The 24,675-nt window shown below is 72.4% G+C and carries 24 protein-coding genes; 18 read left to right on the forward strand and 6 right to left on the reverse strand.

Going from position 1 to position 24,675, the window contains the following annotated elements:
- Positions 1–59 precede the first annotated feature (59 nt).
- Positions 60–833, forward strand: coding sequence for an enoyl-CoA hydratase-related protein (locus AB0B86_RS15425; RefSeq protein ID WP_357407774.1), 774 nt, complete (start codon positions 60–62; stop codon positions 831–833).
- A 119-nt stretch (positions 834–952) separates the two neighbouring features.
- On the forward strand, positions 953–2,575 hold the full coding sequence (locus tag AB0B86_RS15430) for an acetolactate synthase (RefSeq protein WP_357407775.1): 1,623 nt from the start codon (positions 953–955) through the stop codon (positions 2,573–2,575).
- A gap of 48 nt (positions 2,576–2,623) precedes the next feature.
- Here the strand turns inward: AB0B86_RS15430 and AB0B86_RS15435 are convergent, their stop codons facing one another.
- The 3 genes from AB0B86_RS15435 to AB0B86_RS15445 are packed head-to-tail and all read right to left on the reverse strand — an operon-like array spanning position 2,624 to position 3,762.
- Positions 2,624–3,040, reverse strand: coding sequence for a PLD nuclease N-terminal domain-containing protein (locus AB0B86_RS15435; RefSeq protein WP_357407777.1), 417 nt, complete (start codon positions 3,038–3,040; stop codon positions 2,624–2,626).
- A 27-nt stretch (positions 3,041–3,067) separates the two neighbouring features.
- Positions 3,068–3,373 (reverse strand): DUF202 domain-containing protein, encoded by a 306-nt coding sequence (locus tag AB0B86_RS15440; protein WP_357407779.1) that lies wholly within the window; start codon positions 3,371–3,373, stop codon positions 3,068–3,070.
- Positions 3,370–3,762: a DUF202 domain-containing protein gene (locus AB0B86_RS15445; RefSeq protein ID WP_357407781.1), complete on the reverse strand. Its 393-nt coding sequence runs from the start codon at positions 3,760–3,762 to the stop codon at positions 3,370–3,372. The genes AB0B86_RS15440 and AB0B86_RS15445 overlap by 4 nt, the downstream gene beginning before the upstream one ends.
- A gap of 42 nt (positions 3,763–3,804) precedes the next feature.
- Here AB0B86_RS15445 and AB0B86_RS15450 point away from each other — a divergent pair, with 42 nt between their 5' ends.
- The 4 genes from AB0B86_RS15450 (at position 3,805) to AB0B86_RS15465 (ending at position 6,955) form a co-directional block, all read left to right on the forward strand.
- Positions 3,805–4,602, forward strand: a complete 798-nt coding sequence (locus tag AB0B86_RS15450) for a GNAT family N-acetyltransferase (RefSeq protein WP_357407783.1) — start codon at positions 3,805–3,807, stop codon at positions 4,600–4,602.
- On the forward strand, positions 4,599–5,012 hold the full coding sequence (locus AB0B86_RS15455) for a hypothetical protein (RefSeq protein WP_357407785.1): 414 nt from the start codon (positions 4,599–4,601) through the stop codon (positions 5,010–5,012). Before AB0B86_RS15450 ends, AB0B86_RS15455 begins: the two co-directional genes overlap by 4 nt.
- Before the next feature lie 188 nt (positions 5,013–5,200).
- Positions 5,201–5,980 carry an electron transfer flavoprotein subunit beta/FixA family protein gene (locus AB0B86_RS15460; protein ID WP_357407787.1) on the forward strand — a complete coding sequence of 260 codons (780 nt, stop codon included), beginning with the start codon at positions 5,201–5,203 and terminating at the stop codon, positions 5,978–5,980.
- Positions 5,981–5,995: 15 nt separating this feature from the next.
- Positions 5,996–6,955, forward strand: coding sequence for an electron transfer flavoprotein subunit alpha/FixB family protein (locus AB0B86_RS15465; RefSeq protein WP_357407789.1), 960 nt, complete (start codon positions 5,996–5,998; stop codon positions 6,953–6,955).
- Between the two features lie 97 nt (positions 6,956–7,052).
- Here the strand turns inward: AB0B86_RS15465 and AB0B86_RS15470 are convergent, their stop codons facing one another.
- Together AB0B86_RS15470 and AB0B86_RS15475 are read right to left on the reverse strand one after the other, a co-directional pair.
- Positions 7,053–7,922, reverse strand: coding sequence for an anti-sigma factor (locus AB0B86_RS15470; RefSeq protein WP_357407791.1), 870 nt, complete (start codon positions 7,920–7,922; stop codon positions 7,053–7,055).
- A complete protein-coding gene (locus tag AB0B86_RS15475; protein WP_357407793.1) occupies positions 7,876–8,478 on the reverse strand; it encodes an RNA polymerase sigma factor in 603 nt (200 codons plus the stop codon). The genes AB0B86_RS15470 and AB0B86_RS15475 overlap by 47 nt, the downstream gene beginning before the upstream one ends.
- Before the next feature lie 230 nt (positions 8,479–8,708).
- On the opposite strand from AB0B86_RS15475, the gene AB0B86_RS15480 reads away from it, so the two are divergent.
- The 7 genes from AB0B86_RS15480 (at position 8,709) to AB0B86_RS15510 (ending at position 15,224) form a co-directional block, all read left to right on the forward strand.
- Positions 8,709–9,539: a DUF4397 domain-containing protein gene (locus AB0B86_RS15480; protein ID WP_357407795.1), complete on the forward strand. Its 831-nt coding sequence runs from the start codon at positions 8,709–8,711 to the stop codon at positions 9,537–9,539.
- On the forward strand, positions 9,536–10,195 hold the full coding sequence (locus AB0B86_RS15485) for a class F sortase (protein ID WP_357407796.1): 660 nt from the start codon (positions 9,536–9,538) through the stop codon (positions 10,193–10,195). The genes AB0B86_RS15480 and AB0B86_RS15485 overlap by 4 nt, the downstream gene beginning before the upstream one ends.
- Before the next feature lie 103 nt (positions 10,196–10,298).
- Entirely contained in the window at positions 10,299–11,477 is a 1,179-nt protein-coding gene (locus tag AB0B86_RS15490) for a cysteine desulfurase family protein (RefSeq protein ID WP_357418324.1), read from the forward strand.
- 190 nt (positions 11,478–11,667) lie between these two features.
- Positions 11,668–12,741 carry a tRNA 2-thiouridine(34) synthase MnmA gene (mnmA, locus tag AB0B86_RS15495; RefSeq protein ID WP_357407800.1) on the forward strand — a complete coding sequence of 358 codons (1,074 nt, stop codon included), beginning with the start codon at positions 11,668–11,670 and terminating at the stop codon, positions 12,739–12,741.
- 37 nt (positions 12,742–12,778) lie between these two features.
- On the forward strand, positions 12,779–13,783 hold the full coding sequence (locus AB0B86_RS15500) for a methionine synthase (protein ID WP_357407802.1): 1,005 nt from the start codon (positions 12,779–12,781) through the stop codon (positions 13,781–13,783).
- Positions 13,784–13,818: 35 nt separating this feature from the next.
- Positions 13,819–14,184: a VOC family protein gene (locus AB0B86_RS15505; RefSeq protein ID WP_357407804.1), complete on the forward strand. Its 366-nt coding sequence runs from the start codon at positions 13,819–13,821 to the stop codon at positions 14,182–14,184.
- Positions 14,185–14,213: 29 nt separating this feature from the next.
- On the forward strand, positions 14,214–15,224 hold the full coding sequence (locus AB0B86_RS15510) for an ADP-ribosylglycohydrolase family protein (protein ID WP_357407806.1): 1,011 nt from the start codon (positions 14,214–14,216) through the stop codon (positions 15,222–15,224).
- Positions 15,225–15,447: 223 nt separating this feature from the next.
- On the opposite strand, the gene AB0B86_RS15515 is transcribed toward AB0B86_RS15510, so the two are convergent.
- The gene (locus AB0B86_RS15515) at positions 15,448–15,984 is read right to left on the reverse strand and encodes a type II toxin-antitoxin system PemK/MazF family toxin (protein WP_357418327.1); all 537 of its coding nucleotides are present in this window, start codon (positions 15,982–15,984) and stop codon (positions 15,448–15,450) included.
- A gap of 275 nt (positions 15,985–16,259) precedes the next feature.
- On the opposite strand from AB0B86_RS15515, the gene ligA reads away from it, so the two are divergent.
- From ligA to AB0B86_RS15540, 5 genes are all read left to right on the forward strand, one after another.
- Positions 16,260–18,395, forward strand: coding sequence for an NAD-dependent DNA ligase LigA (gene ligA / locus AB0B86_RS15520; RefSeq protein ID WP_357407810.1), 2,136 nt, complete (start codon positions 16,260–16,262; stop codon positions 18,393–18,395).
- A gap of 156 nt (positions 18,396–18,551) precedes the next feature.
- Positions 18,552–21,221, forward strand: coding sequence for an EAL domain-containing protein (locus AB0B86_RS15525; protein WP_357407812.1), 2,670 nt, complete (start codon positions 18,552–18,554; stop codon positions 21,219–21,221).
- A 146-nt stretch (positions 21,222–21,367) separates the two neighbouring features.
- Complete coding sequence (gene gatC / locus AB0B86_RS15530; RefSeq protein WP_357407814.1) at positions 21,368–21,673, forward strand: Asp-tRNA(Asn)/Glu-tRNA(Gln) amidotransferase subunit GatC; 306 nt, start codon at positions 21,368–21,370, stop codon at positions 21,671–21,673.
- Positions 21,674–21,749: 76 nt separating this feature from the next.
- The gene (gene gatA, locus AB0B86_RS15535; protein WP_357407816.1) at positions 21,750–23,225 is read left to right on the forward strand and encodes an Asp-tRNA(Asn)/Glu-tRNA(Gln) amidotransferase subunit GatA; all 1,476 of its coding nucleotides are present in this window, start codon (positions 21,750–21,752) and stop codon (positions 23,223–23,225) included.
- Positions 23,226–23,493: 268 nt separating this feature from the next.
- On the forward strand, positions 23,494–24,618 hold the full coding sequence (locus AB0B86_RS15540; RefSeq protein WP_357407818.1) for an Ig domain-containing protein: 1,125 nt from the start codon (positions 23,494–23,496) through the stop codon (positions 24,616–24,618).
- Positions 24,619–24,675: the final 57 nt, after the last annotated feature.

The following is a 24,675-nucleotide window of genomic DNA, read 5'->3' on the forward strand; positions in this document are numbered from 1 at the left end:
TACCCAAACGAGCCGGGTCGTAAGGTTGGCACGCGACTTCGACGAGGAAGTGAGGCAGCGTGGGCGAGTTCGTTCGGCTGGAGATCAACGGCGGCATCGGCACGATCCGGCTGGAGCGGCCGCCGATGAACGCGCTGAACACCCAGGTGCAGGAGGAGTTGCGCGCCGCCGCCGCGGTGGCCACCGCCGACCCCGAGGTCCGCGCCGTCATCCTGTACGGCGGGGAGAAGGTCTTCGCCGCCGGTGCGGACATCAAGCAGATGGCCGAGATGTCCTACGTGGACATGGTGGACCGGGCCCCCAACCTGTCGAGCGCGCTCGGCGCGATCGCCCGGATCCCCAAGCCGGTGGTCGCCGCGATCACCGGGTACGCCCTCGGTGGCGGCTGTGAACTGGCGTTGGCCTGCGACTGGCGGGTGGTCGCCGAGGACGCCAAGCTCGGCCAGCCGGAGATCAGGCTGGGCATCATCCCCGGCGCGGGCGGCACCCAGCGGCTGGCCCGGCTGATCGGCCCGGCCCGCGCCAAGGACCTGATCATGTCGGGGCGGATGGTGGACGCGCAGGAGGCGCTGCGGATCGGCCTGGCCGACCGGGTCGCGCCGGCCGCCGAGGTGTACGACACCGCCGTCGCGCTGATCACTCCGTACCTGACCGGCCCGGCGCAGGCGCTGCGCGCGGCGAAGCTGGCTGTCGACGGCGGCCTGGACATGGATCTGAACTCGGGCCTGGCCTGGGAGACCCAGCTCTTCGCGGCGCTGTTCGCCACCGACGACCGGCGCGAGGGCATGACCGCCTTCGTCGAGAAGCGCAAGCCGGACTTCACCGGTCGTTGACCCGGCGGCCGCCCGCAACCGCCCGTGACCTCGGTGGCGCCCGTCGGCCGGGACCACGCTCGGACGGCCAAGTGACTGGCCGGTAACCTGTGATCCCGGCCACGGACGATGGGAGCGACATGACGGAGCGGATCGAGGGTCACGGCGGCGAGTTGGCGCTCGCGGCCCTACGCGCGCACGGCGTACGGGAGATGTTCACCCTCTCCGGCGGGCACGTCTTCCCGCTCTACGATGCCGCGCACAAGACCGACTTCCCGATCTACGACGTCCGGCACGAGCAGTCCGCTGTCTTCGCCGCCGAGGCGGTGGCCAAGCTGCAGCGCCGGCCCGGTCTCGCGGTGCTCACCGCGGGCCCCGGTGTCACGAACGGCATCTCCGGCATGACAAGCGCGTTCTTCAACGCCTCCCCGGTGCTGGTGCTCGGCGGGCGGGCGCCCGCGTTCCGCTGGGGCTCCGGCAGCCTCCAGGAGATGGACCACCTGCCACTGGTCACCCCGGTCACCAAGCACGCCGAGACGGTGTTCAGCACCGACGACATCCCGCGGGCGGTGGGTGCGGCGCTCACCGCCGCGCTCACCCCGCACCGCGGTCCGGCCTTCCTCGACTTCCCGCTGGAGACGGTCTTCTCGGTCGCCGAGGTCGACCTGCCCGCCGTCTCGGGCGTCGACCCGGTAGCGCCGGACCCGGAGGAGATCGGCCGCGCCGCGCTCCTCATCGCCGCGGCGCAGCGACCGGTCATCATCGCCGGCTCCGACGTGTACGCGGGCGACGCGGTCGCCGCACTGCGCGAGGCGGCCGAGGCGTTGCAGGTGCCGGTCTTCACAAACGGCATGGGTCGCGGCGCACTCCCGCCGACGCACCCGCTCGCGTTCGCCAAGGCCCGCCGGGCCGCGCTCGGAGGCGCCGACGTGGTGGTGGTGGTGGGCACCCCGCTTGACTTCCGGCTCAGCTTCGGTGACTTCGGCGACGCGAAGGTGGTGCACATCGTCGACGCGCCAAGCCAGCGGGCGACGCACGTGCAGCCCGCCGTGGCCCCCGCCGGCGACCTGCGCCTGATCCTCTCGGCGCTCGCCGATCACTCAGGTGACCGGGCCGACCACACCGACTGGATCGCCGACCTGCGCCTGGCCGAGGACGCGGCGAAGGCCCGCGACGCCGCCGAGATGGCCGCCGAGACCGACCCGATCCGCCCCGCCCGGATCTACGGCGAGCTGCGTCGGGTGCTGGCCCCGGACGCGATCACCATCGGCGACGGTGGCGACTTCGTGTCGTACGCCGGGCGCTACCTGGAGCCGTCCCAGCCCGGCACCTGGCTGGACCCGGGCCCGTACGGCTGCCTCGGCACCGGCATGGGCTACGCGATGGGCGCCCGGGTCAGCCACCCGGACCGGCAGATCTGTGTGCTGATGGGCGACGGCGCCGCCGGGTTCTCGCTGATGGACGTCGAGTCGCTGGTCCGGCAGAAGTTGCCGGTGGTGATCGTGGTCGGCAACAACGGCATCTGGGGGCTGGAGAAGCACCCGATGAAGGCCATGTACGGCTACGACGTGGCCGCCGACCTCCAGCCGGAACTGCGCTACGACACGGTGGTCAGCGCGCTCGGCGGTGCGGGGGAGACGGTCGCCAAGGCGGCCGACCTGGGCCCGGCCCTGCAGCGGGCATTCGACGCCGGAGTGCCGTACCTGGTGAACGTGCTCACCGACCCGACCGACGCGTACCCCCGCTCGTCGAACCTGGCCTGACGCGCACCCGTCGCCGTCGTCGCTCCGCAGGGGGCGACGGCGGCGCGCTCACACCTCCGGCCGGTCACCCTCGCGGGGTGGCTCACCGTCGTGCCGGCGCAGGTCGTCCTCGCGCCGGCGCAGGTCCTCCTCCCAGCGGCGGAAGAGCTCCTGGTCGTCCTGCTTGGCGCGGTCCTGCACGGAGCGCAGGAACTCCGGGTCGTCGTCCGGCGCGACCGGCCGGGGGCGTTGCCGCTCGGGCAGCCCGGCGCTGCCGGGCCAGCTCGGCCGGGCACCTGGGGTGGGCTCCCGGCCGGCGACGAACCAGGCGATCGAGCCGACCAGCGGGAAGAACAGGATGATCAGCACCCAGGCGATCCGGGGAAGGGCACGGATCTGGCCCTCCTCGGCGGAGAGACAACTGATAAGCGCGCAGACGGCGAGAACGATCTGCACCAGGAAGAGGAGTACGCCAAGCCGGGCCATGCACCCATGATGACGCACCGAGTCGCGTCACCACAGTCCGCGAAGCACCAGCAGCACCCCCAGTAGCGCGAGCCCTACGGTGCCCACCGCGACCAGCGGCAGGGTCCGACCGCCGGTGCGAGCAGGCCCGGTGCCGGTGCCGCGCGGCCAGCAGAGCACCAACAGGGTGCCCCAGACCAGCACGGTGACCCCGGCGAGCAGCGCCCCGAACGGGCCGCCCTCCGCCGCCAACCGGACGGCGAGCGCTGTCACCACCGTCACCGTGAGCAGTGTGCGTCGCCAGGCCAGCCGGGTGCGCTCCGGTTGCAGCCCGGCGTCGCGCCCGGTGTTCATCGCCCACCGATCGCCCGGGCCAGGACGGCGATCACCAGTAGCACCGCGCCGGCACCCACGGCCAGGGCCAGGATGGCGGGAAACCGGGACGCGGGCAGCTCCTGACCGAGCCGGATGGCCCGCTCCGTCCGCGCCCAGTGGTCCACGGCGCGGACCGCGACCGCTCCGCCGAGCAGCAGCAGCGCCACCGCGATCACCTCCCGCAGGTGGCTCATCGGCAGCGGCGGCAGGAACTGCGCGGCGGCCAACCCGCCGCCGACGAGTGCCAAGCCGGTGCGCAGCCAGGCGAGGAAGGTGCGTTCGTTGGCAAGCGAGAACCGGTAGTCCGGCGGTTCACCTACCGAACGCAGCTCCGCCGGGTCGAACCATCGCCTGATCGCCGCCCACACGCTGGGAGAATATCCGCTTCCCGTGCCGCTTAGCCTGACTCGGTGACTGATCTCGACGCCATGACCCTGCGTGCCGCCTACGACAACCAACTCCGCCCGGAGATCCCCGACCCGGTTCCGGCCGGGGTGACCGTGGAGCGGGATGGGCCGCTGGTCCGGATCACCGGGCTCGACGCCGGGGGTTTCCTCACCTACCGCGACCTGGGCGGCTTGACCGGGGACGCGCTCGACGAGTTGATCGCCCGGCAGGTGGCGCTGTTCCGCGAGCGCGGCCAGTCGGTCGAGTGGAAGCTCAACGGGCACGACGAACCGGCCGACCTGGCGGACCGGCTGCGCGCCGCCGGCTTCGTGCCGGAGGACCGGGAGACAGTCGTGGTCGGGCCGGTCGCCCCGCTGGCCGCCGCGCTGCCCGTCGTCCCCGAGGGGGTACGCCTGCGTGAGGTGACCGCCCGGGAGGACCTGGAGCGGATCGCCGCGATGGAAGAGGAGGTCTGGCAGGAGGACCGCTCGCACCTCGTGTGGGGGCTGGCCAAGGAGATCGACGCCGACCCGAACTCGATCACCGTGGTGGTGGCCGAGGCGGACGACGCGGTGGTGAGCGCCGGCTGGGTGCGCTTCCCGGCGAACACCGGCTTCGCCACCCTGTGGGGCGGCTCGACCCTGCCGCAGTGGCGGCGCAAGGGCATCTACCGGGCGCTTGTCAACTACCGGGCGCGGCTGGCCGAGCAGCGCGGTCGGACGCTCATGCAGGTCGACTGTTCCGAGGACAGCCGGCCGATCCTCCAGCGGCTCGGCCTCGTCGCGGTCACCACCACCACCCCGTACGTCTACACTCCGTGATCATGGTGCAGCGGTTGACGGACGAGGAGCGGTTGACGCTCAAGACCGGTGCCTTCGGTGCCGTCTTCCTGGTTTCCAACGCCGACCCGGGGGTGCTGGGGGTGATCCGGGAGAGCGTCGCCGCGTCCAGCGCGCTCGCCGACGCCAGCGGAACGGTGAAGGAGGCTCTCACCACCGGTCCGCTGCCGAGCCTTCCCCGTGACTCGCAGTTGGAGATCGAGTCGGTGGTGCTGCCGGCGTTGCGGCTGGCGGTGCGGATCCTGCGGGACAAGTCGCCGCAGGACGTGGCGGCGTACCGCTCGGTGGTGTTGGGCGCGGCGGACCGGGTGGCCCGGGCGCACGCCGGGGTGGCGCCGGCCGAGGCGGCGGCCATCGACCAGATCCGGGGGGCGTTGGCCGACCCGGCCTGACCGGCTGCTCGTCGGTGAGCTGTGTCACTCTGAGTGCCTCGGGGAGCGCAACCTACCGGCAGGTAACATTGCGTCGTGGGCAACTGCACAACAGCCCGCGGTTGACCTGGCGTCGACCGACGCGCGACGCTGCGCCCCAGACCGGGCGAGCGAATCGCATCACCACACAGGAGGGTCGTCGAAGCGCGATGAATATCGTCGTACTCGTCAAGCAGGTGCCTGATTCGGGCGCGGACCGCAACCTGCGCAATGACGACAACACCGTCGACCGCGGTTCGGCGAACAACGTGATCAACGAGATGGACGAGTACGCCATCGAGGAGGCGCTGAAGATCAAGGAGGCGCACGGCGGCGAGGTCACCATCCTGACCATGGGTCCAGACCGGGCGACCGAGTCGATCCGCAAGGCGCTCTCCATGGGCCCGGACAAGGCCGTGCACGTGCTGGACGACGCCCTGCACGGCTCGTGTGCCGTCGCCACCTCGAAGGTGCTCGCCGCCGCGCTCGGTCAGCTCAATGCCGACCTGGTCATCTGCGGTGCGGAGTCCACCGACGGTCGGGTCCAGGTCATGCCGCACATGATCGCCGAGCGGCTGGGCGTCGCTGCGCTCACCGGTGCCCGCAAGCTCACCGTCGACGGCAGCACGCTCACCGTCGAGCGGCAGACCGAGGAGGGCTACGAGGTGGTCACCGCCGCCACCCCGGCCGTGGTCTCCGTCTGGGACACCATCAACGAGCCGCGCTACCCCTCCTTCAAGGGCATCATGGCCGCCAAGAAGAAGCCGGTGCAGACGTTCTCCCTGGCCGACCTGGGCGTCGCGCCCACCGAGGTGGGCTTCGACGGCGCGACAAGCGCCGTCGTCGAGCACACCAAGCGCCCCCCGCGCTCCGGCGGCGCCAAGATCACTGATGAGGGCGAGGGCGGCGTCAAGCTTGTCGAGTTCCTCGCCACCGAGAAGTTCGTGTGAGAGGCGGGTTCTGACATGTCTGAGGTTCTCGTCGTCGTCGAAGCCACAAAGGAATTCGGCGTCAAGAAGGTCACCCTGGAAATGCTCACCCTCGCCCGTGAGCTGGGCACCCCGAGCGCTGTGGTGCTCGGCGGCGCCGGTGCCGCCGAGGCGCTGAGCGGCAAGCTGGGCGAGTACGGCGCGGAGAAGATCTACGCCGCCGAGGGTGACGAGATCGACGGCTACCTGGTGGCCCCCAAGGCCACAGTGCTGGCCGAGCTGGTCCGGCGGGTGCAGCCGGCCGCCGTGCTGCTGGCGTCGGCCCAGGAGGGCAAGGAGATCGCCGCCCGGCTCGCCGTCAAGCTCGACAACGGCATCCTGACCGACGTGGTCGGCCTCGACGCCGACGGCACCGCGACCCAGGTCGCCTTCGCCGGCTCCACGATCGTCAAGTCCAAGGTCACCAAGGGCCTGCCGCTGGTCACCGTCCGACCCAACTCGGTCACCCCCGCCCCGGCGGCGGCCACCCCGACGGTCGAGCAGCTCACCGTGTCGGTGGGTGAGGCGGACAAGCTGGCGAAGGTCGTCGAGCGGGTCGCCGAGCAGAAGGGCTCGCGCCCCGAGCTGACCGAGGCCGGCGTGGTCGTCTCCGGTGGTCGTGGTGTCGGTAACGCCGACAACTTCAAGCTGGTCGAGGAGCTTGCCGACCTGCTCGGCGGCGCGGTCGGCGCGTCCCGTGCGGCTGTCGACTCCGGCTTCTACCCCCACCAGTTCCAGGTGGGCCAGACCGGTAAGACGGTGTCCCCGCAGCTCTACGTGGCGCTCGGCATCTCCGGTGCCATCCAGCACCGGGCCGGCATGCAGACCTCGAAGACCATCGTCGCGGTCAACAAGGACGGCGAGGCGCCGATCTTCGAGCTTGCCGACTTCGGCGTGGTGGGCGACCTGTTCAAGATCGTCCCGCAGGCCGCCGAGGAGATCCGCAAGCGCAAGTAACCCGTCAACGAGACGGTGGCCGCCCCCTCCAGGGGGCGGCCACCGCTTTTCCGATGGGAGCTGATCGGCGGGCCGGGGAGCTGAACCGGCCCGCCGATCAGCCCGTCAGGGTGCCCCTCAACAGGCTGTCGCCGGAGTGGCGGGTGTTGTTGTCGTACTGCTCGGCGGAGACGTCGACCACCGAATAGCTGGTCAGGTCGACATTCGGGGGCAGCGGCAGCAGCGCGTCCGAACCACCTCCCAGGGTGCCCACCGAGAACATCGCCATCGTCGTCGGATTGATGAGCCAGACCTCGTAGTACCCCGGGACGCGCGGGAGATTCGCCACATGCAGATGTAGTTGGCCGTCGCGCAGCACCCGGGCGTCGCCCTTGGCCGTCGGGGGCGTCGACCCGTACGCCGCCAGCGGCGCGCTCGCCACCACCGCCTGCGTCGGGGCGGGCGCCGGGTCGTCCGGGCGCAGCACGGAGACAGTGCCCACCACACCGACCGCCGCGGCGGCTGCCGCGGTCACCGCGGTGGCCGCCCAGCGCGACCAGCCGGAGCCCCGGCGGGACCGGTGGGACCGGCGGGTCGGATCCAGCCGGGTGACCGTCGCCTCCGTCGTGCCGGTGGTCGGCCCCGACGATGTGTCGTCGTCGGTCTGCTCGGCCACCGTGCCGACGGCTTGACCGGGGACCTGCTGCCGACGGGTCTCGACCCGTGACGGCTGGGCCTCGGCCGCTCTGACCTCGGTGACGGCCTCGGCCGCTCTGACCTCGGCGACGATGCCGTGCCAGATGTGCTCCGGTGGGGCGGGCAGATCGGTCAGGCCCTGCGTCTCGGCGCCGAGCCCCGCCACCCGTTGCAGGGTCGCCAGCTCCGCCCGGCATTCCGCGCAGGTCCCGAGGTGGGTGCTCTCCCCGTTGTCCGCCTCGCTCTCACCGAGCGCCAGAAAGACCAGCCGCTCGTGGTCCAGGTGCTGCACCGTCCACCTCCCATCTGCGTTTCAAGCTCGCCATGCCGCGCCGGATGTGGCTCTTCACGGTGCCCAGCGGCACCCCTGTCATCGCCGATATCTGCTGGTGTGTCAGATCGTCGTAGAAGGCCAACTCCAGCATGCGCCGCTGGTCGTCGGGGAGGCGGGCCAGCTCGTCGGCGATCACCAGGCGGTCCACCACCTGATCCGGTCCGGGGCCGGTCTGCGCCGGCTCGGGCAACTGCCGGACCGTGTCCACGACCCGGGTCTCGCGGGCCGAGGCGCGCATCCGGTCGATCACCTTGCGCCGGCCGATGCCGAGCAGCCAGCCGATCAGCGATCCCTTGGTGGGGTCGAAAGTGTCCCTCCCCAGCCAGGCGGCGACGAATGTCGCCTGGGTCACGTCCTCGGCGTCGGCGCGGTTGGCCAGCATGGAGGTGGCCAGGTGGAGCACGGCACGGCCGTAGCGGTCGTACGCCTCGCGCAGCGCCACCTCGTCGCCAGCGCGGAACCGGAGGGCGATGTCGTCCACCGGGGGGTCTGGATTCTGGGGTGGCGCCGTCATCGGGCGGCTCGCCTTCGATGGGGCATACCCGACTGTAGCTGCCACAGCCTCCGCCCCAGTCTCCCGGTCGATGTCATCTCACCTGCTCTTCGTCTCGGGACCCCGATCTGGATGCGGTCCGGGCCGAAAAAAGAAACTGCGTCCAGAGCGCATCCGTCCGTCCCGCGGCCGGCGTAACCCGTTCTGCAAGCCAGGTGTGACGAATCAGCAGTAATCACCAGGAGGCAGACATGCAGCTCTCGTACTTTCGTCGGGTCGCCGCCGGCGGCGCCGTCGCCGCGCTGGCCTTCACGGGTGTCGGCGCGTTGACGGCAACCCCCGCGTACGCCGCCACGTCGAAGGTCTCCGTCGTGCACGGCATTCCGGACACCCCTGTCGACGTCTACGTCAACGGCAAGAAGACGCTCGAGAACTTCAAGCCCGGTGACGTGGCCGGCCCGCTGAACCTGGAGGAGGGCGACTACGACATCGCGCTCACCAAGCCGGGCGAGCCGATCGGCAGCGCGATCCTCAAGGCCGACAACGCGGCGGTGCCGGGTGGGGCCAACATCAGCATCGCGGCCCACCTCGACGCCGCCGGCCAGCCGAAGATCACCCCGTTCGTGAACGACGTGTCGAAGGTCGACGCCGGCAAGGCCCGGCTGATCGTCCGGCACACCGCCGCCGCCCCCGAGGTGGACGTGCGCGCCGGCGGCACCCCGGTCTTCAAGGGCCTCACCAACCCGAACGAGGCCAAGGGTGACGTCGACGCGGGCAGCGTGAAGGCGGACGTGGTGCTGGCCGGCACCGACACCGTGGCCATCGGCCCGGCGGACCTCAACCTCAAGGAGGGCACCGCGACGATCGTCTACGCGATCGGCTCGGCCGAGGGCAAGAACCTCGATGTGGTGGCCCAGACCATCACCGGCCTGCACTCCGCCCCCGGCGGCGTGCCGAGCGGTGACGGCGGTCAGGCCGGCACGGGCGTGGACACCTGGTGGTACGCGCTCACCGGTGCCGGCGTACTCCTGCTGCTCGCCGGTGGGGTGCGGATGGCGACCGCGCGGACCGGTCGCAAGTGACGGTGCGCAACCGCGGCGCGCTGGCGGCCCTGGCCGCCGGCGTTGCCGCGCTCACCGTCGCCACGTTGGTGGCCTGCGGCTCCCAGCCGGCCGAGGACGTTGGCGCGGAGGAGGCGAGCACCCTGGCTGCCACGCCCGCGACCCCACCGGCCGGCGGTGACGCGACAGTTCCGGTGACCACCGGCGACCTGCCGGCCAGCGCGGACATCGTCCCGCCGGTCCGGCTGGTGATCCCGGGGATCGACGTCACCGCCACCGTCAACGCGGTAGGCATCAACAAGCGGACGAACGAGTTCGAGGTGCCGCCGAGCGTCGACCAGATCGGCTGGTACCGCTACGGGCCCGGCCTGGAGACCGACGCCGGCTCGGTGGTCGTCGCCGGTCACGTGGACAGCGCCACGCAGGGCAAGGGCGCGTTCTTCCGACTGCGGGAACTGGACCAGGGCGACACCCTGACCGCGACCGGCAGCGACGGCAGGGAACGGCAGTACCGGGTCGTCGCCCGGGAGGAGTACGCCAAGACCAAGATCCCGTTGGACCGGTACTTCGCCCGGGACGGCAAACCGCGGCTGACGCTGATCACCTGCGGCGGGCCGTTCGACGCCAAGGCCCGCAAGTACCGCGACAACATCGTCGTCACCGCGGTGCCCGCCTGACCGACCGCGCCGCCACGGCCGGGGTGGGGAATCCCGCCCCGGCCGTCGCGCGGGTCCCCTCCGGCATCGGGGTGTCACCAGGTCGGCCGTAGGCTGAACGGTGATGGCATACCTGGATCACGCGGCGACGACTCCGATGCTCGATGAGGCACTGGAGGCGTACGTCGCTACCACCCGCGAGGTCGGCAACGCGTCCTCCCTGCACGCGGCGGGTCGTCGTGCCCGCCGCCGGGTGGAAGAGTCCCGCGAGCGGGTGGCCGCGGTGCTGGGCGCCCGACCGTCCGAGGTGATCTTCACGGGCGGTGGCACGGAGAGCGACAACCTCGCGGTCAAGGGCGTCTTCTGGGCCCGCCGGGGAGCCACCCCGGGCCGCCGTCGGGTGGTGTCCAGCGCCGTCGAGCACCACGCGGTGCTCGACGCGGTCGACTGGCTCGTCGAGCACGAGGGGGCCGAGGTCGGTTGGCTGCCGGTGGACGCCGCCGGTCGGCTCGACCCGGGAGACCTGCGCGCCGAGTTGGCCGCGCACCCCGACCAGGTGGCAGTGGTCACCGCGATGTGGGCCAACAACGAGGTGGGCACCGTCCAGCCGGTCGCCGAGCTGGCCGCCGTCGCGACCGAGCACGGTGTGCCGTTCCACACCGACGCCATCCAGGCGGTCGGCCAGGTGCCTGTGGACTTCGGCGCCAGCGGCGTCGCCGCACTGACAGTGACCGGGCACAAGTTGGGCGGCCCGACCGGGGTGGGCGCGTTGCTGCTCGCCCGGGACGTGGCGGCCACCCCACTGCTGCACGGCGGTGGCCAGGAACGTGACATCCGGTCCGGCACCCTGGACACGGCCGGCATCGTGGCCTTCGCGGTCGCCGTCGAGACGGCGGTGAAGGGCCAGCAGGAGTACGCGGCCCGGGTGGCCGCACTCCGCGACGACCTGATCGAGCGGGTGCGTCGGGCGGTGCCCGAGGTGATCTACAACGGTGACCCGATCGACCGACTGCCCGGCAACGCGCACTTCTCCTTTCCGGGTTGCGAGGGCGACGCCCTGCTGTTGTTGCTCGACGCGCAGGGTATCGCCTGCTCGACGGGGTCGGCCTGCTCCGCGGGGGTGGCCCAGCCCTCCCACGTGCTGCTGGCGATGGGCGCCGACGATGACCGCGCCCGTTCCTCGCTGCGCTTCTCCCTCGGCCACACGAGCACCCAGGCCGACGTCGACGCCCTCATCGCGGCCCTGCCCGCGGCGGTGGACCGAGCCCGCCGAGCCGCCGCCCTCCGCACCCCCCGCCCCTAACCACCACTCCCTCGTCGGGTCGATCATGGAGTGGTGGTGGGCACAAAAGGTGCTTCTTTGTCGCCTTCGGGCACCACAACTCCATGATCGGCGGGGTTGGGGCGGGCGTGGCGTGGGGGGCGGGGATTTCGGGCTGGTGGATAGGGTTGTGGTGGTGGAACGGGTGGGTCGGGGGAAGGGGAGTGGGTCGGTGAGGGTTCTGGCGGCGATGTCGGGCGGGGTTGACTCGGCAGTGGCGGCGGCGCGGGCCGTGGCGGCCGGGCACGACGTGACGGGCGTACACCTGGCGCTGGCCCGCAATCCACAGACCTATCGGACCGGTGCGCGCGGCTGCTGCACGCTCGAAGACTCCCGGGACGCACGACGGGCCGCCGACGTGATCGGCATCCCGTTCTACGTGTGGGACATGGCCGACCGTTTCCACGAGGACGTGGTGGACGACTTCGTCGCCGAGTACGCCGCCGGCCGCACGCCGAACCCCTGCCTGCGCTGCAATGAGAAGATCAAGTTCGCGGCCGTGCTGGACCGCGCGGTGGCCCTGGGCTTCGACGCGGTGGTCACCGGGCACCACGCCCGGCTCGGCCCGGACGGGCTGCTGCGGCGCAGTGTCGACCTCGCCAAGGACCAGTCGTACGTGCTGGCCGTGCTCACCCGCGAGCAGCTGGACCGGTCGATCTTCCCGCTGGGCGACTCGACGAAGGCGCAGGTGCGCGCGGAGGCCGCCGAGCGTGGCCTGGCGGTGGCCGACAAGCCGGACTCGCACGACATCTGCTTCATCGCCGACGGCGACACCCGCGGCTTCCTGGCCGGCCGGCTCGGCGAGGCGCCCGGCGACGTGGTGGACGCCAGCACCGGCGCGGTGGTCGGCAGTCACAGCGGCGCGTACGCGTACACGGTGGGGCAGCGGCGCGGGCTGCACCTGGACCGGCCGGCCCCGGACGGTCGACCGCGTTACGTGCTCTCCATCACGCCGAAGACCAACACGGTGACCGTCGGCCCCGCCGAGGCGCTCGAGGTGTCCGAGGTCCGGGCCGTCCGAACGGTCTGGACCGGCGGCGCGCGTCCGGACACGCCGGTGGAGTGCGAGGTGCAGCTGCGGGCGCACGGCGACGTGGTGCCGGCGACCGTCGCCCTCGACGGCGACCTGCTGCACGCCGAGCTGCGCCGGCCGGTACGCGGCGTCGCCGCCGGCCAGGCCGTGGTCGCCTACCGGGCGGACCCGGCCGGTGACGTGGTGCTCGGCTCCGCCACCATCACCGGCTGACCGCACGGCCCAGGTGTCCGCGGGATAGCCTTCGGCCGTGACAGATCAGGCGTGGCCCTGGCCGGCCGGAGCGGCAACCGGAATCGGTTCGCTGCCCGGCACCGACATCGGCGAGGCCCAGCGGGTGATCCTCGGTGAGCTTCCCGACCTGCCCCACCTTGCCGAACTGCCCGCCCGGGGTCCCGGTGCCGACCTGATCGGCAGGTCCGCCGGGTTGCTCGTCGACCTGCCCGTCGAGGTCTACGCCGGCCGGTGGCGGGTCGCCCCGCGCCCGGGCCGCGACCTGCGCCGGGCCGCTGACCTGATGGAACGCGACCTGGACCAGCTCGCCGAGCAGGCCGAGGAGTACGCCGGGCCGATCAAGGTGCAGGCCGCCGGTCCACTGACCCTGGCCGCCTCCGTGGAGTTGCCGATCGGTGGTCGCCTGCTGCGCGACCCCGGCGCGGTCCGCGACCTGACCGGCTCCCTCGCCGAAGGGCTGCGCGCGCACCTCGCGGCGGTCACCCGGCGGCTGCCCCGGGCGTCGGTGCTGCTCCAACTGGACGAGCCGTCGCTGCCGACGGTGCTGGCCGGGCGGGTGCCGACCGAGAGCGGGCTGGGCGCGTACCGGGCGGTCGACGCGGTGGACGCCGCCGCACTGCTGCGCACCGTCGTCGACGCGGTAGGCGTACCGACGCTTGTGCACTGCTGCGCCCCGGACGTGCCGCTGGAGCTGATCCGCTCCGCCGGCGCCGTCGCGGTCGCCCTCGACCTGGACCTGGTCACCAAGCTGGACCCGCTCGGCGAAGCGCTCGACGCCGGCCTCGGACTGCTGGCCGGGGCCGCGCCGACCCGACCACCGGCGGCCGGCGGCGGGCCGACCTCCGCGCAGATCGCCGACCGGGTACGCCAGGTCTGGGACCGCCTCGGCTTCCCCCGTCGGCAGCTCGCCGAGCAGGTGGTGATCACGCCGGCCTGCGGTCTCGCCGGTGCCACCCCGGAGTACGCGCGGGCGGTGCTCGCCGCGTGCCGGGACGCCGGTCGGCGACTCGCTGAGGTGTGAGGTTTCCTGTCGTACCCGGTGGCAGGATGACTGTCATGATTGGACAGCTGCGTTCAGTGGTGATCGACTGCCCGGATCCGCGCGCGCTCGCGGAGTTCTACGCCGAGCTGCTCGGCGTGCCTCTCGCCGAGGGTGAGACGGAGGACGACTGGGTGGTGCTGGGCGGTCCGCCCGGTCACCAGCCGCGTCTGGCCTTCCAGCAGGCGCCCAACCTGCGGCCACCGGCGTGGCCGGATCCGGAGCGCCCGCAGCAGTTCCACCTGGATGTGACGGTGGACGACATCGAGAGCGCGGAGCAGGCGGCGCTGGCGCTCGGTGCCCGGCGACTGCCGGGCGAGGGCGAGGGTTTCCGGGTCTACGCGGATCCGGCCGGCCACCCGTTCTGCCTCTGCTGGGACTGAGCTGGCGCGGGTCACGGCGGCCGGGCATCATGGCCGCCGTGATCTCCACCTCCGCGCTGCGCGCCTCCGGGTCGCTCTTCGGTCTTGCCTACGGCGACGCGCTGGGCAGGCCGACCGAGTTCCTCACCGTCGCCGAGATCGAGCGCCGGTACGGCCCGGCCGGCCCCCGTGAGCTGTCCGGGGAGCCGGCGTTGGTGACCGACGACACGCAGATGGCGTTGGCGGTGGCCTGGGCGCTGCACGAGGCGTCCGCGCTCACTCCGGAGGTGGTGGAGCCGCTGGTGCGCAGGCGTTTCCTGGCCTGGGCGGTCAGCCCGGACAACAACCGTGCGCCGGGGATGACGTGTCTGCGCGCCTGCGCGGAGTTGGGCCGGGGCCTGCGGTGGCAGGAGGCGACGGTGGCCGGCTCGAAGGGGTGCGGGGCCAACATGCGGGTTACTCCGGTCGGCCTGCTCGACGTCGACCTGGACACGCTTGCCGGGTTGGCCCAGTTGCAGGCCGGGTTGACCCACGGGCACCCGACCGGGCTGGCCGCCAGCGAACTCACCGCTTACGCCGTCCACGCGCTGCGGGCGGGCGCCACGCTCGCCGAACTCCCCGCCGTGCTCATCGAGCGGGCGCGGTCTCAGCGCCAGGTCTACCGGGAGCAGTGGTTGGGTGATCTCTGGCAGCGCCCGGGGGTCGGCACACCTGAGGAGTTCATCGCCCGAGGTTGGGACGAGTGCCTGGCGGCGCTCGGCCGACTGACGAACGCGCTGGGGCAGCCGGACGACGGCGGCGACCCGTGCCGGGCCACCGGCGAGGGTTGGGTGGCGGAGGAGGCCCTGGCCACCGCGCTGCTCTGCGCCGTACGGCACGCCGACGATCCGGTGGCCGCGCTGGCCCGGGGCGCCACCACCGCCGGCGACTCCGACTCGATCGCCGCCCTGGCTGGCGCGTTCGTGGGCGCGGCGGTCGGGATGGTGGCCTGGCCGACCGAATGGGCCGACCGCATCGAGTACGCCGACCAGCTCGCCACCCTCGGCGCCAGCTGGGACTGACCCGCCGTGGCGCTGGGTGCGCCGGGCCGGTCGGCTTGATCGGCGCTGGGTACGCCGGGCCGGCCGGCTTGATCGAGTCGGATTCCTGGAAGCCGGGGTGTCGTGGGGCCGTTGATGCCGCGCCTTTCAGGAAGCCGAGTGGATCACGGCGCGGGGACACACCTTCGGCGGCGGCCGGCGGCCGGCGGCTGGCGGGGCGACCGGACGACCGGGCGGCGGGTGGTCAGGCGGTGGGTAGGTGGCGCAGGCTGCGTACCGTGCGCCACAGGTCGGCGTCGCAGCGACCCGCGTGGTCGGCGAAGGCGGCCGAGTCGATGCGGATCGGCTCGGCCAGGCTGAGGTAGCTGTCGTGCTCCGCGTCGGGGTCCCAGTCCCGGGTGGGGATCCGTACGTGGTCGTCCCGGTCGCTCTTGTCCTGGCTGGTGATCTTCAGGACGTCGGCGCCCCGGGAGTCGACGCGCAGCACCAGGCAGGGACGGACCTTCGATCCGCTGCCGTCGGCGTACGGCACGTCGGCCCACCAGATCTCTCCCGGTGCCGGAGCGCCGGTCGCACGGTCGGTGCCGCGGGAGCGGGGCTTGGTGGCCGGTCGGTCGGTGCCGCGTGGCCTCGGCGCCGTGGAACGGCGGTCAGGCCGGGTGCCCCGATCCGGCCGGGTGCCCGGACGCCGGTTGGCCACCCGGTGCCGCCAGCTGTTCCACGCCCAACCGGCGGTCACCGCCAGCAGGATCGCCACCGCCCAGAGCAGCGCCTCGGGCATCCGTACCTCCGCCTTTCGGCGACCCCGGGGGTCGCACCGTCCGGCGATCCTCGCACGTCGCAGCCCGTCCCGCCCGTCGACGACACCGCAGCGTGACCGAATCCAGGTCGCCGCTGTGGTGTCGGTCATCGTGCGGACGGAGCCCGAACGACCACGGGACGGGGTGCGGGCGGCGTCGCCTCCGGCACGGCCGGACGACGGATTGTCCCACCGGCCCGATACCGTGCCGGAGTAGCGTGATCAGGGAGGTCGCAGGCGTGTCCGAAGGTGGCGGTGTGTCCGAGGAGCAGATCGGTCAGCAGGTCAGCCCGGCCCAGGAGGCGGCGGCCGGGGCTGAGCCGACGCCGCAGGCCCGGGAGCGGCATGCCACGCTCAGCCAGGAGTTGACCGAGCATCAGTACCGCTACTACGTGCTGGACACGCCGACCATTCCCGACGCCGACTTCGACAGGCAGTTGCGCGAGTTGGAGGCGTTGGAGGCGGAGTTCCCGGCGCTTCGGACACCCGACTCGCCCACCCAACGCGTCGGCGGCACCTTCTCCACCGACTTCACCCCGGTCACCCACGCCGAACGCATGCTCTCGCTCGACAACGCCTTCGCCGACGAGGAGTTGGCCGCCTGGGCCGAGCGGGTCGAACGGGACGCGGGCGGCCCGGTGCCCTACCTGTGCGAGCTGAAGGTCGACGGGCTGGCCATCAACCTGACCTACGAGAAGGGCCGGCTGGTCCGGGCGGCGACCCGGGGTGACGGCCGCACCGGCGAGGACGTCACCGCCAACGTGCGCAGCATCCGGGACGTGCCCAGCCAGCTCACCCCGTCCGCCGAGTTCCCGGACATCCCCGAGCTGGTGGAGGTGCGGGGCGAGATCTACTTCCCGGTCGCCGCGTTCGCCGACCTCAACGCCGGCCTGGTCGAGCAGGGCCGGGCGCCCTTCGCCAACCCCCGTAACGCCGCTGCGGGCAGCCTCCGCCAGAAGGACCCACGGGTCACCGCCTCCCGGCCGCTGCGCCTGGTGGTGCACGGCATCGGCGCTCGCAAGGGCTTCCAGCCGACCGCGCAGTCCGAGTCGTACGCGGCGCTCAAGTCGTGGGGGTTGCCGACAAGCGACCGTTGGCGGGTCGTGCCCGACCTGGCCGGCGTGGCCGAATACATCGGCTACTACGCCGAGCACCGGCACGACGTCGAGCACGAGATCGACGGGGTGGTGGTCAAGGTCGACCCGGTGTCCATCCAGGGCCGGCTCGGCTCCACCAGCCGCGCGCCGAGGTGGGCGATCGCCTTCAAGTACCCGCCGGAGGAGGTCACCACCACGCTGCTCGACATCGACGTCAACGTGGGCCGCACCGGGCGGGTCACCCCGTTCGCCGTGCTCGAGCCGGTGCGGGTGGCCGGCTCGACAGTCGCGCTCGCCACCCTGCACAACGCCCGCGAGGTCGAACGCAAGGGCGTGCTGATCGGCGACACGGTGGTGCTGCGTAAGGCCGGCGACGTGATCCCCGAGGTGCTCGGCCCGGTGATCGACAGGCGGCCCGCCGACGCCCGGCCGTTCGTCATGCCGACCACCTGCCCGGCGTGCGGCACCCCGCTCGCGCCGTCGAAGGAGGGCGACATCGACATCCGTTGCCCCAACACCCGCAGCTGCCCGGCCCAGCTGCGCGAGCGGGTGTTCCACCTCGCCGGTCGTGGTGCCTTCGACATCGAGGCGCTCGGCTACAAGGGCGCGGCGGCGCTGCTGGACGCGGAGGTCATCGCGGACGAGGGCGATCTGTTCCAGCTCGACGCCGAGCAGCTGTCCCGGTCCCCGTTCTTCGTCAACAAGGACGGCAGCCTGGGCAGCAACGCCAGCAAGTTGCTCGACAACCTGGCGGTCGCCCGGGAACGGGAGCTGTGGCGGGTGCTGGTGGCGCTCTCCATCCGGCACGTCGGCCCGACCGCGGCCCAGGCGCTCGCCCGGCACTTCCGGTCGATGGACGCCATCGACGCCGCCACCGAGGAGGAGCTGTCCTCGGTCGACGGCGTCGGGCCGACAATCGCGGCCAGCCTCCGGGAGTGGTTCACGGTGGACTGGCATCGCGAGGTCGTCCGCAAGTGGGCCGAGGCCGGCGTACGGATGGCGGAGGAGGCGGGCGACGAGGGGCCGCGCCCGCTTGAGGGCTTGACAGTGGTGGTGACCGGCACGCTCGCCGGTTTCTCCCGGGACCAGGCAGCCGAGGCCGTGCAGAGCCGGGGCGGCAAGGTCAGCGGGTCGGTCTCCAAGAAGACGAGCTTCGTCGTGGTGGGGGACAACCCGGGGTCCAAGGCCGACAAGGCGGCCAGCCTCAAGGTGCCGGTGCTCGACGAGGCCGGGTTCCAGCTCCTGCTGGACGCCGGCCCGGACGCCGCACGGGAGGTCGCGCAACCGGGCGGCTGATCGCGCGTCCGCGTCGCGCGACCACCGGTCACGTATACCAACTTAATTACGACTACGACCGATTCGTGACTGTCATACCGGGAAACCAGGGCCCGAGGGCGTTTCATTGGGTCACGGCGTGCGCACCGGCACGTCGACGGTCGGTCGGGAGGTGTGGTGGAGGTCGCCGACCCACGCAACTCGCTGCCCCCGGGACGGGTGGCACCGTTCGCCACCTTCGTCGTCGGCATCCTGGTGGTGGCCACGGTGACCGCCGCCGTTCCCCTCGCGACGGTTCCCGATCAGGTGTCCCGGCTGCCGGTGGCGTTCTGGACGATGGCCGCGCTCGCCGTGGTCTGCGACGCCCGCCCGTTCGTCCCGCCGGGGCGCCGGCAGACCTCGGCGGTGTTCCCCTCCACCTGCTTCACCTTCGCGATCCTGCTCGGCTGGGGCCTCGGCCCGGCGGTGCTGGTGCAGGCGGTGGGGGTGGTCGTCTCGGGTTGGCGGATGCGGCACGCGGCGTGGCGGACGGCGTTCAACGTCGGGCAGTACGCATGTGCGCTCGCCGCCGCTTACGGCGTACTCCTGCTCGGGCCCGGCACCATCTTCCCCGGCGGGGGGTTGCACTGGCCCGACGTGGCTGCCGTCGGCGGCGCGACGCTCGCCTGGTTCGTCGTCAACTACGGGTTGGTCAGCTGGGCGGTGCGGCTGCGCTTCGGTGACCGGTGGTGGCCCACCCTGCGGCAGGGGCTCGGCTTCGAGTTGCTCTCCACCGGCTCCCTGCTGCTCCTCGCGCCGGTGCTGGTCGCGGCGGCGCGGGTCAGCGCGGCACTGATCCCGCTGGTGCTGGTGCCGCTGTTCGCCGTCTACCGGATGGCGCGGCTGACCGTCGAACAGCAGCACCTCGCCGCCGCCGACCCGCTCACCGGCCTCCCCAACCGCAAGGCCCTGTTGGCCGAGGTGGCCGAGCAGGTGCACGTGCATGCCGAGCGGACGGCCCGCGGCGAACCCGACGGCCAGCTGGCACTGCTGTTGATCGACCTGGACCGCTTCAAGAACGTGAACGACGCCCTCGGGCACGCCGTGGGCGACCGGCTGCTTGTCGAGGTGAGCGCGCGGCTCACCGACGTGCGGCCCCGACCGCAGATGATCGCCCGGCTCGGCGGCGACGAGTTCGCCATCGTGATGACCGGGCTGACCGACGTCGGTCAGGCGCGGGAGTTGGCCGACCAGGTGGTCCAGGCGCTGGCCGAGCCGGTGCCGCTGGACGGGCTTCCGTTGGACGTGGGCGGGTCGATCGGGATCGCCCTCTTCCCCGAACATGGCGAGGACTTCGCCACCCTGATGCGCCACGCCGACGTGGCGATGTACGACGCCAAGCACCGCAACGACACGGTGGCCGTCTACGCCCCCGAGTCCGACCACAACTCCGCCGAGCGTCTCGGTCTGCTCGCCGACCTGCGCCGGGTGCTGGAGTCCGGCCCACCGGTCGACGAACCGTTCGACGCCGCCGGTCACCGCGACCGCGAGCCGGCCGACCAGGTCGAGTCGGCCGAACGGGGCGACCGGCACGACCACGCCGGTGGGCCGGGTCAGGTGGCCGGCACGGAGCGGGTGGTCGACGTACCCCGTAACGCGACGGCCGAGGTGCGCGGCGGTGACGGGGCGGCGCTGCCCACCGGGGCGCCGGCCGAGACCGTGCCACACGCGGACCTGGCACCGGCGATCGTGGCGGCACCGGCGTCCGGCGGCCGGTGGTGGGGACGCCGACGGCGCGACGCCGCCGAGCCGCCGCACGCCGACGAGCTGATCAACCAGATCGCCACCGGTGCCGACCCGATCCGGGGTCGCAACACCCGGGCCGCGGTGACCGGCAACCGGTCGGGTCGGGCCCGGGAGCGCCGTGCCGGACTCGGCAACGGCCGGCGGTCCCCGAACGCAAGCGCGGTCGCCGCGCTGGGCAACGGCGGCCTCGGACCGCGCCGGGGCATCGGGCCGGACACACCGGGACGACAGTTCGACCCGACGGGCTGGGTGCACGCCACCGGTGGGCTGGCCGACGACGCCGGCGAAATCACCATGTACTACCAGCCGCAGATCGCCATCGCGACCGGCGAGGTGGTAGGTGTCGAGGCCCTGCTGCGGTGGCGACACCCGAGGCGGGGCATGGTCGACCCGGAGGAACTCATCCGCGTCGCCGAGCAGAGCGCCGTGATGCGGCTGCTGACCCGGCGGGTGGTCGACGACGTGGTGGAGCAGCTCGCCAAGTGGTCGGCGGCCGGCATCGGCCTACGCGCGGCGCTGAACGTGAGCGTGCGTGACCTGCACACCGGCGAGATCGCCGACCAGATCGCCGACCGGCTGGCCCGCTACGGGGTGCCGGCCGAGCGGCTACAGGTGGAGATCACCGAAGGCGCGTTGATGGCCGACCCGCGCCGGGTGCTGGCGACCATCTCCCAGCTGCACCGGATCGGGGTGGGCATCGCGCTTGACGACTTCGGCACCGGCTATTCGTCGCTGCAACACCTCCGCCGGTTGCCGCTGTCCGAGGTGAAGGTGGACCGGTCGTTCGTACTCGGCATGGCCGACGACGCCGACGACGCGGCGATCGTCCGGTCGATGATCGAGTTGGCCGGCGCGTTGGGGTTGCGGGTGGTGGCCGAGGGCGTCGAGGACGAGCGGACCTGGCGGCTGCTGCACGCCGCTGGTTGTGACGCGGCACAGGGCTGGTTCTACGCCCGGCCGATGCCCGCCGCGGAGCTGGTCACCTGGCTGGCCCGGTACCGGCCGGTGCGCCCCACCGGCGGGCACCCGCAGTCGGACGTGGCACGCCGCCCCACCCGCTGACCCGGCACGAGGGCCGCCGGAGGGGGAGTCCGGGGACGCGGCACCGAGGCGGAACAATAGACTCGCTCCGGTCACCGCGCGTCACGCTCCAGTCGTGGCGCGGCGGGCACACCGCCCGACCAGCAGGACATCAGAAGGGGGCACGGATGGCCGCCATCTCCCGCGAGGAGGTCGCGCACCTGGCGCGCCTGTCGCGGCTCGCCGTCACCGAGGAGGAGCTGGACACGTTCGCCGGTCAGCTCGACGTGATCCTCCAGGCGGTCGCCCAGGTCGGCGAGGTCGCCGCCGCGGACATTCCGCCGACCTCGCACTCGGTGCCGTTGACGAACGTGTTCCGTGAGGACGTGGTCACGCCGTGCCTGACCCCGCAGGAGGCGCTGTCGGGCGCGCCCGACGCCGAGGACCAGCGGTTCCGCGTGCCGCGGATCCTGACCGAGGATGTGGCCTCATGAGCGAGCGCGAGCGAGCGAATCAGCAGTGCAGCGCTGTGCTGCCTCATGGCGTCGCGGAGCGAAGCGGAGTGACGGCATGAGCGACTTGATCAAGATGACCGCGACGGAGATCGCGTCCCTGGTCGCCGGGGGCGAGGCCTCCGCCGTCGAGGTGACCCAGGCGCACCTGGACCGGATCGCCGCTGTCGACGACCGGGTGCACGCCTTCCTGCACGTGGACAGCGACGGCGCGCTCGCCGCCGCCCGCGCGGTGGACGAGCGCCGGGCCGCCGGCGAGGTGCTGGGCCCGCTCGCGGGTGTGCCGGTCGCGGTGAAGGACGTGCTCGCCACCCGCGGGGTGCCGACCACCGTGGGGTCGAAGATCCTGGAGGGCTGGCGTCCTCCGTACGACGCGACGATCGTGCAGCGGCTGCGCGACGCCGGCACGGTGATGCTCGGCAAGACGAACATGGACGAGTTCGCCATGGGCTCCTCCACGGAGTACTCGGCGTACGGGCCGACGCACAACCCGTGGGACCTGAGCCGGATCCCGGGCGGCTCGGGCGGTGGCAGCGCTGCCGCGCTGGCCGCGTACGAGGCGCCGCTGGCGATCGGCTCGGACACCGGCGGTTCGATCCGCCAGCCGGGCGCGGTCACCGGCACGGTGGGTGCGAAGCCCACCTACGGCGGCACCTCCCGCTACGGGCTCGTCGCCTTCTCCTCGTCGCTGGACACCCCCGGCCCGTGCGCCCGGAACGTGCTCGACGCGGCCCTGCTGCACCAGGTGATCGGCGGGCACGACCCGCGGGACTCCACCTCGATCCCGCTGCCGGTGCCGGACGTGGTGGCGGCGGCGAAGCTCGGCGCGACAGGCGACCTGACCGGCATGCGGCTCGGCATCGTGAGCGAGTTCGTCGGCGAGGGCGCCGAGCCGGGCGTGATGGCGGCGTTCCGCGAGTCGGTGGACGCGCTCACCAAGATGGGCGCCGAGATCGTGGAGATCTCCTGCCCGACGTTCGCGTACGCGCTGCCGGCGTACTACCTGATCGCTCCGAGTGAGTGCTCCTCCAACCTGGCCCGGTTCGACGGCGTCCGGTTCGGCCTGCGGGTCGGCGACGACGGCAACCGGTCGCTTGAGGAGGTCATGTCGCTGACCCGGGAGGCCGGCTTCGGCCCGGAGGTCAAGCGCCGCATCATGATCGGCACGTACGCGTTGTCGTCTGGTTACTACGACGCGTACTACGGGCAGGCGCAGAAGGTCCGGACGCTCATCACGCGGGACTTCACCGCCGCGTTCGAGCAGGTCGACGCGTTGATCTCGCCGACCACGCCGTCGGTGGCGTTCCCGATCGGCGCGCGTACCGCCGATCCGTACCAGATGTACCTGGCCGATCTGTACACGATTCCGACAAACCTGTACGGCGGGCCGGGCATCTCGGTGCCCTGCGGGCTCTCCGAAGGGCTGCCGGTCGGTCTGCAGGTGATGGCCCCGACGATGGCCGACGACCGGATGTACCGGGTCGCCGCCGCGTTGGAGTCCGCGATCGGCACGTTCACCCCACCGACGCTCTGAACCCACTTGGTACGGAGGCAGGTCGCCCGCGTCCGTACCGGACGTCGTCACGCGCCCGGCGCGGTCACCACGACCGCGCCGGGCGCCGTGTCGTCGCGGCGACAACACGACGATCTGCGGTCGGTGGATTGTCCGTGTCCAGTTGCACTGGTCGAATAAGCTCCGAGTCTGCTGGATCGACTGGACCTGGTCCGCTGGCGGTCGCGAGCGGTCCCGATCAAGACCTGGATGTGCGATGGGGACACTTCGCCCGGTCATGGCCCTGACGATGGCTGTCGCAATGCTGCTGGGCGCCGCGCCGCCAGCCGCCGCCGCCCCCGCCCCCGCCCCCGCCGAGACCGTAACGATCACCTCGGGTAAGCCCCGCTCGCTCATGTATCTCGGGCAGACGTACGCGATCCATACCGTCGAGGCGACCGGTGGCACCGGGCCGTACGCGTTGTCGGTGGTGTCGGGCAGTCTGCCGCCGGGGATGCTGGTGGTGGGGACGTCGCTCGGTGGCGCGCCGAACACGCCGGGCACGTACACGTTCACGCTGCGGATGACCGACAAGAACGGCCTCTTCGGCCAGCAGAAGGCGACGATCGAGGTACGCCACCAGAAGGTCGTCATCACCTCGGGCAAGCCCCGGTCGCCCAGGTATCTCGGGCAGACGTATGCGATCCATACCGTCGAGGCGACCGGTGGCATCGGGCCGTACGCGTTGTCGGTGGTGTCGGGCAGTCTGCCGCCGGGGATGCTGGTGGTGGGGACGTCGCTCGGTGGCGCGCCGAACACGCCGGGCACGTACACGTTCACGCTACGGATGACCGACAAGAACAAGCTCTTCGACGAGCAGGACGCCACGATCGTCGTCGCCACGGCCGCGGCCGCGTTCACCTCCGACGATCCGCCGACCGGCACGGTCGGCCGGCCCTACTCCTTCCGGTTCACCGCCGACGGTGATTCGGACATCGCGTTCGCCCTGGCCGGCGGGGCGCTGCCGGGCGGCCTCACCCTGGACAAGGATGGCCTGCTCAGCGGCGTCCCCGGCAGCGTCGGCACGTTCACCTTCACCGTCGGAGCGAAGGGGCGCAGCACCAGCGCCACGAGCGAGGTGTCGCTGATCGTCGCCGCCCGGGCCCCCAGCACCCCCACGACGACCCCGACCGGCCCGACGGCCACGCCGACAGTGAGCGATCCGGCCGCCACACCGTCGGAGAGCAGCCCTGCGGCGTCCCAGCCGACGCCCGTGCCCACGCCGTCGAAGTCGATGGCGAGTGGCGGGTGGCTGCCGGTCACCGGACCGGGCTCGCCCCTCGTGCTGCTGCTGATGGGCGTCGTGGCGTTCTCCATCGGCGGCATTCTGCTCGTGCTGGCCTACAACCGTCGGCGCTTCACCACACCCGAGTGACGCCCGGCCCCGGGCCGTCCCGCCCGTGCCGGCGGCCGGCCCGCGCGCGTCCGGGCG

Source organism: Micromonospora sp. NPDC049047, from assembly GCF_040649135.1.
In the GTDB taxonomy this organism is placed as follows: Bacteria; Actinomycetota; Actinomycetes; order Mycobacteriales; family Micromonosporaceae; genus Micromonospora.

Bases quoted from the DNA above. Each gene is read 5' to 3' on its own strand.
- AB0B86_RS15430 (WP_357407775.1), top strand. From the start codon at position 953: ATGACGGAGCGGATCGAGGGTCACGGCGGCGAGTTGGCGCTCGCGGCC.
- AB0B86_RS15435 (WP_357407777.1), bottom strand. From the start codon at position 3,040: ATGGCCCGGCTTGGCGTACTCCTCTTCCTGGTGCAGATCGTTCTCGCC.
- AB0B86_RS15440 (WP_357407779.1), bottom strand. From the start codon at position 3,373: ATGAACACCGGGCGCGACGCCGGGCTGCAACCGGAGCGCACCCGGCTG.
- AB0B86_RS15460 (WP_357407787.1), top strand. From the start codon at position 5,201: ATGAATATCGTCGTACTCGTCAAGCAGGTGCCTGATTCGGGCGCGGAC.
- AB0B86_RS15465 (WP_357407789.1), top strand. From the start codon at position 5,996: ATGTCTGAGGTTCTCGTCGTCGTCGAAGCCACAAAGGAATTCGGCGTC.
- AB0B86_RS15475 (WP_357407793.1), bottom strand. From the start codon at position 8,478: ATGACGGCGCCACCCCAGAATCCAGACCCCCCGGTGGACGACATCGCC.
- AB0B86_RS15480 (WP_357407795.1), top strand. From the start codon at position 8,709: ATGCAGCTCTCGTACTTTCGTCGGGTCGCCGCCGGCGGCGCCGTCGCC.
- AB0B86_RS15490 (WP_357418324.1), top strand. From the start codon at position 10,299: ATGGCATACCTGGATCACGCGGCGACGACTCCGATGCTCGATGAGGCA.
- AB0B86_RS15505 (WP_357407804.1), top strand. From the start codon at position 13,819: ATGATTGGACAGCTGCGTTCAGTGGTGATCGACTGCCCGGATCCGCGC.
- AB0B86_RS15510 (WP_357407806.1), top strand. From the start codon at position 14,214: ATGGCCGCCGTGATCTCCACCTCCGCGCTGCGCGCCTCCGGGTCGCTC.
- AB0B86_RS15515 (WP_357418327.1), bottom strand. From the start codon at position 15,984: ATGCCCGAGGCGCTGCTCTGGGCGGTGGCGATCCTGCTGGCGGTGACC.
- gatC (WP_357407814.1), top strand. From the start codon at position 21,368: ATGGCCGCCATCTCCCGCGAGGAGGTCGCGCACCTGGCGCGCCTGTCG.
- gatA (WP_357407816.1), top strand. From the start codon at position 21,750: ATGAGCGACTTGATCAAGATGACCGCGACGGAGATCGCGTCCCTGGTC.
- AB0B86_RS15540 (WP_357407818.1), top strand. From the start codon at position 23,494: ATGGCTGTCGCAATGCTGCTGGGCGCCGCGCCGCCAGCCGCCGCCGCC.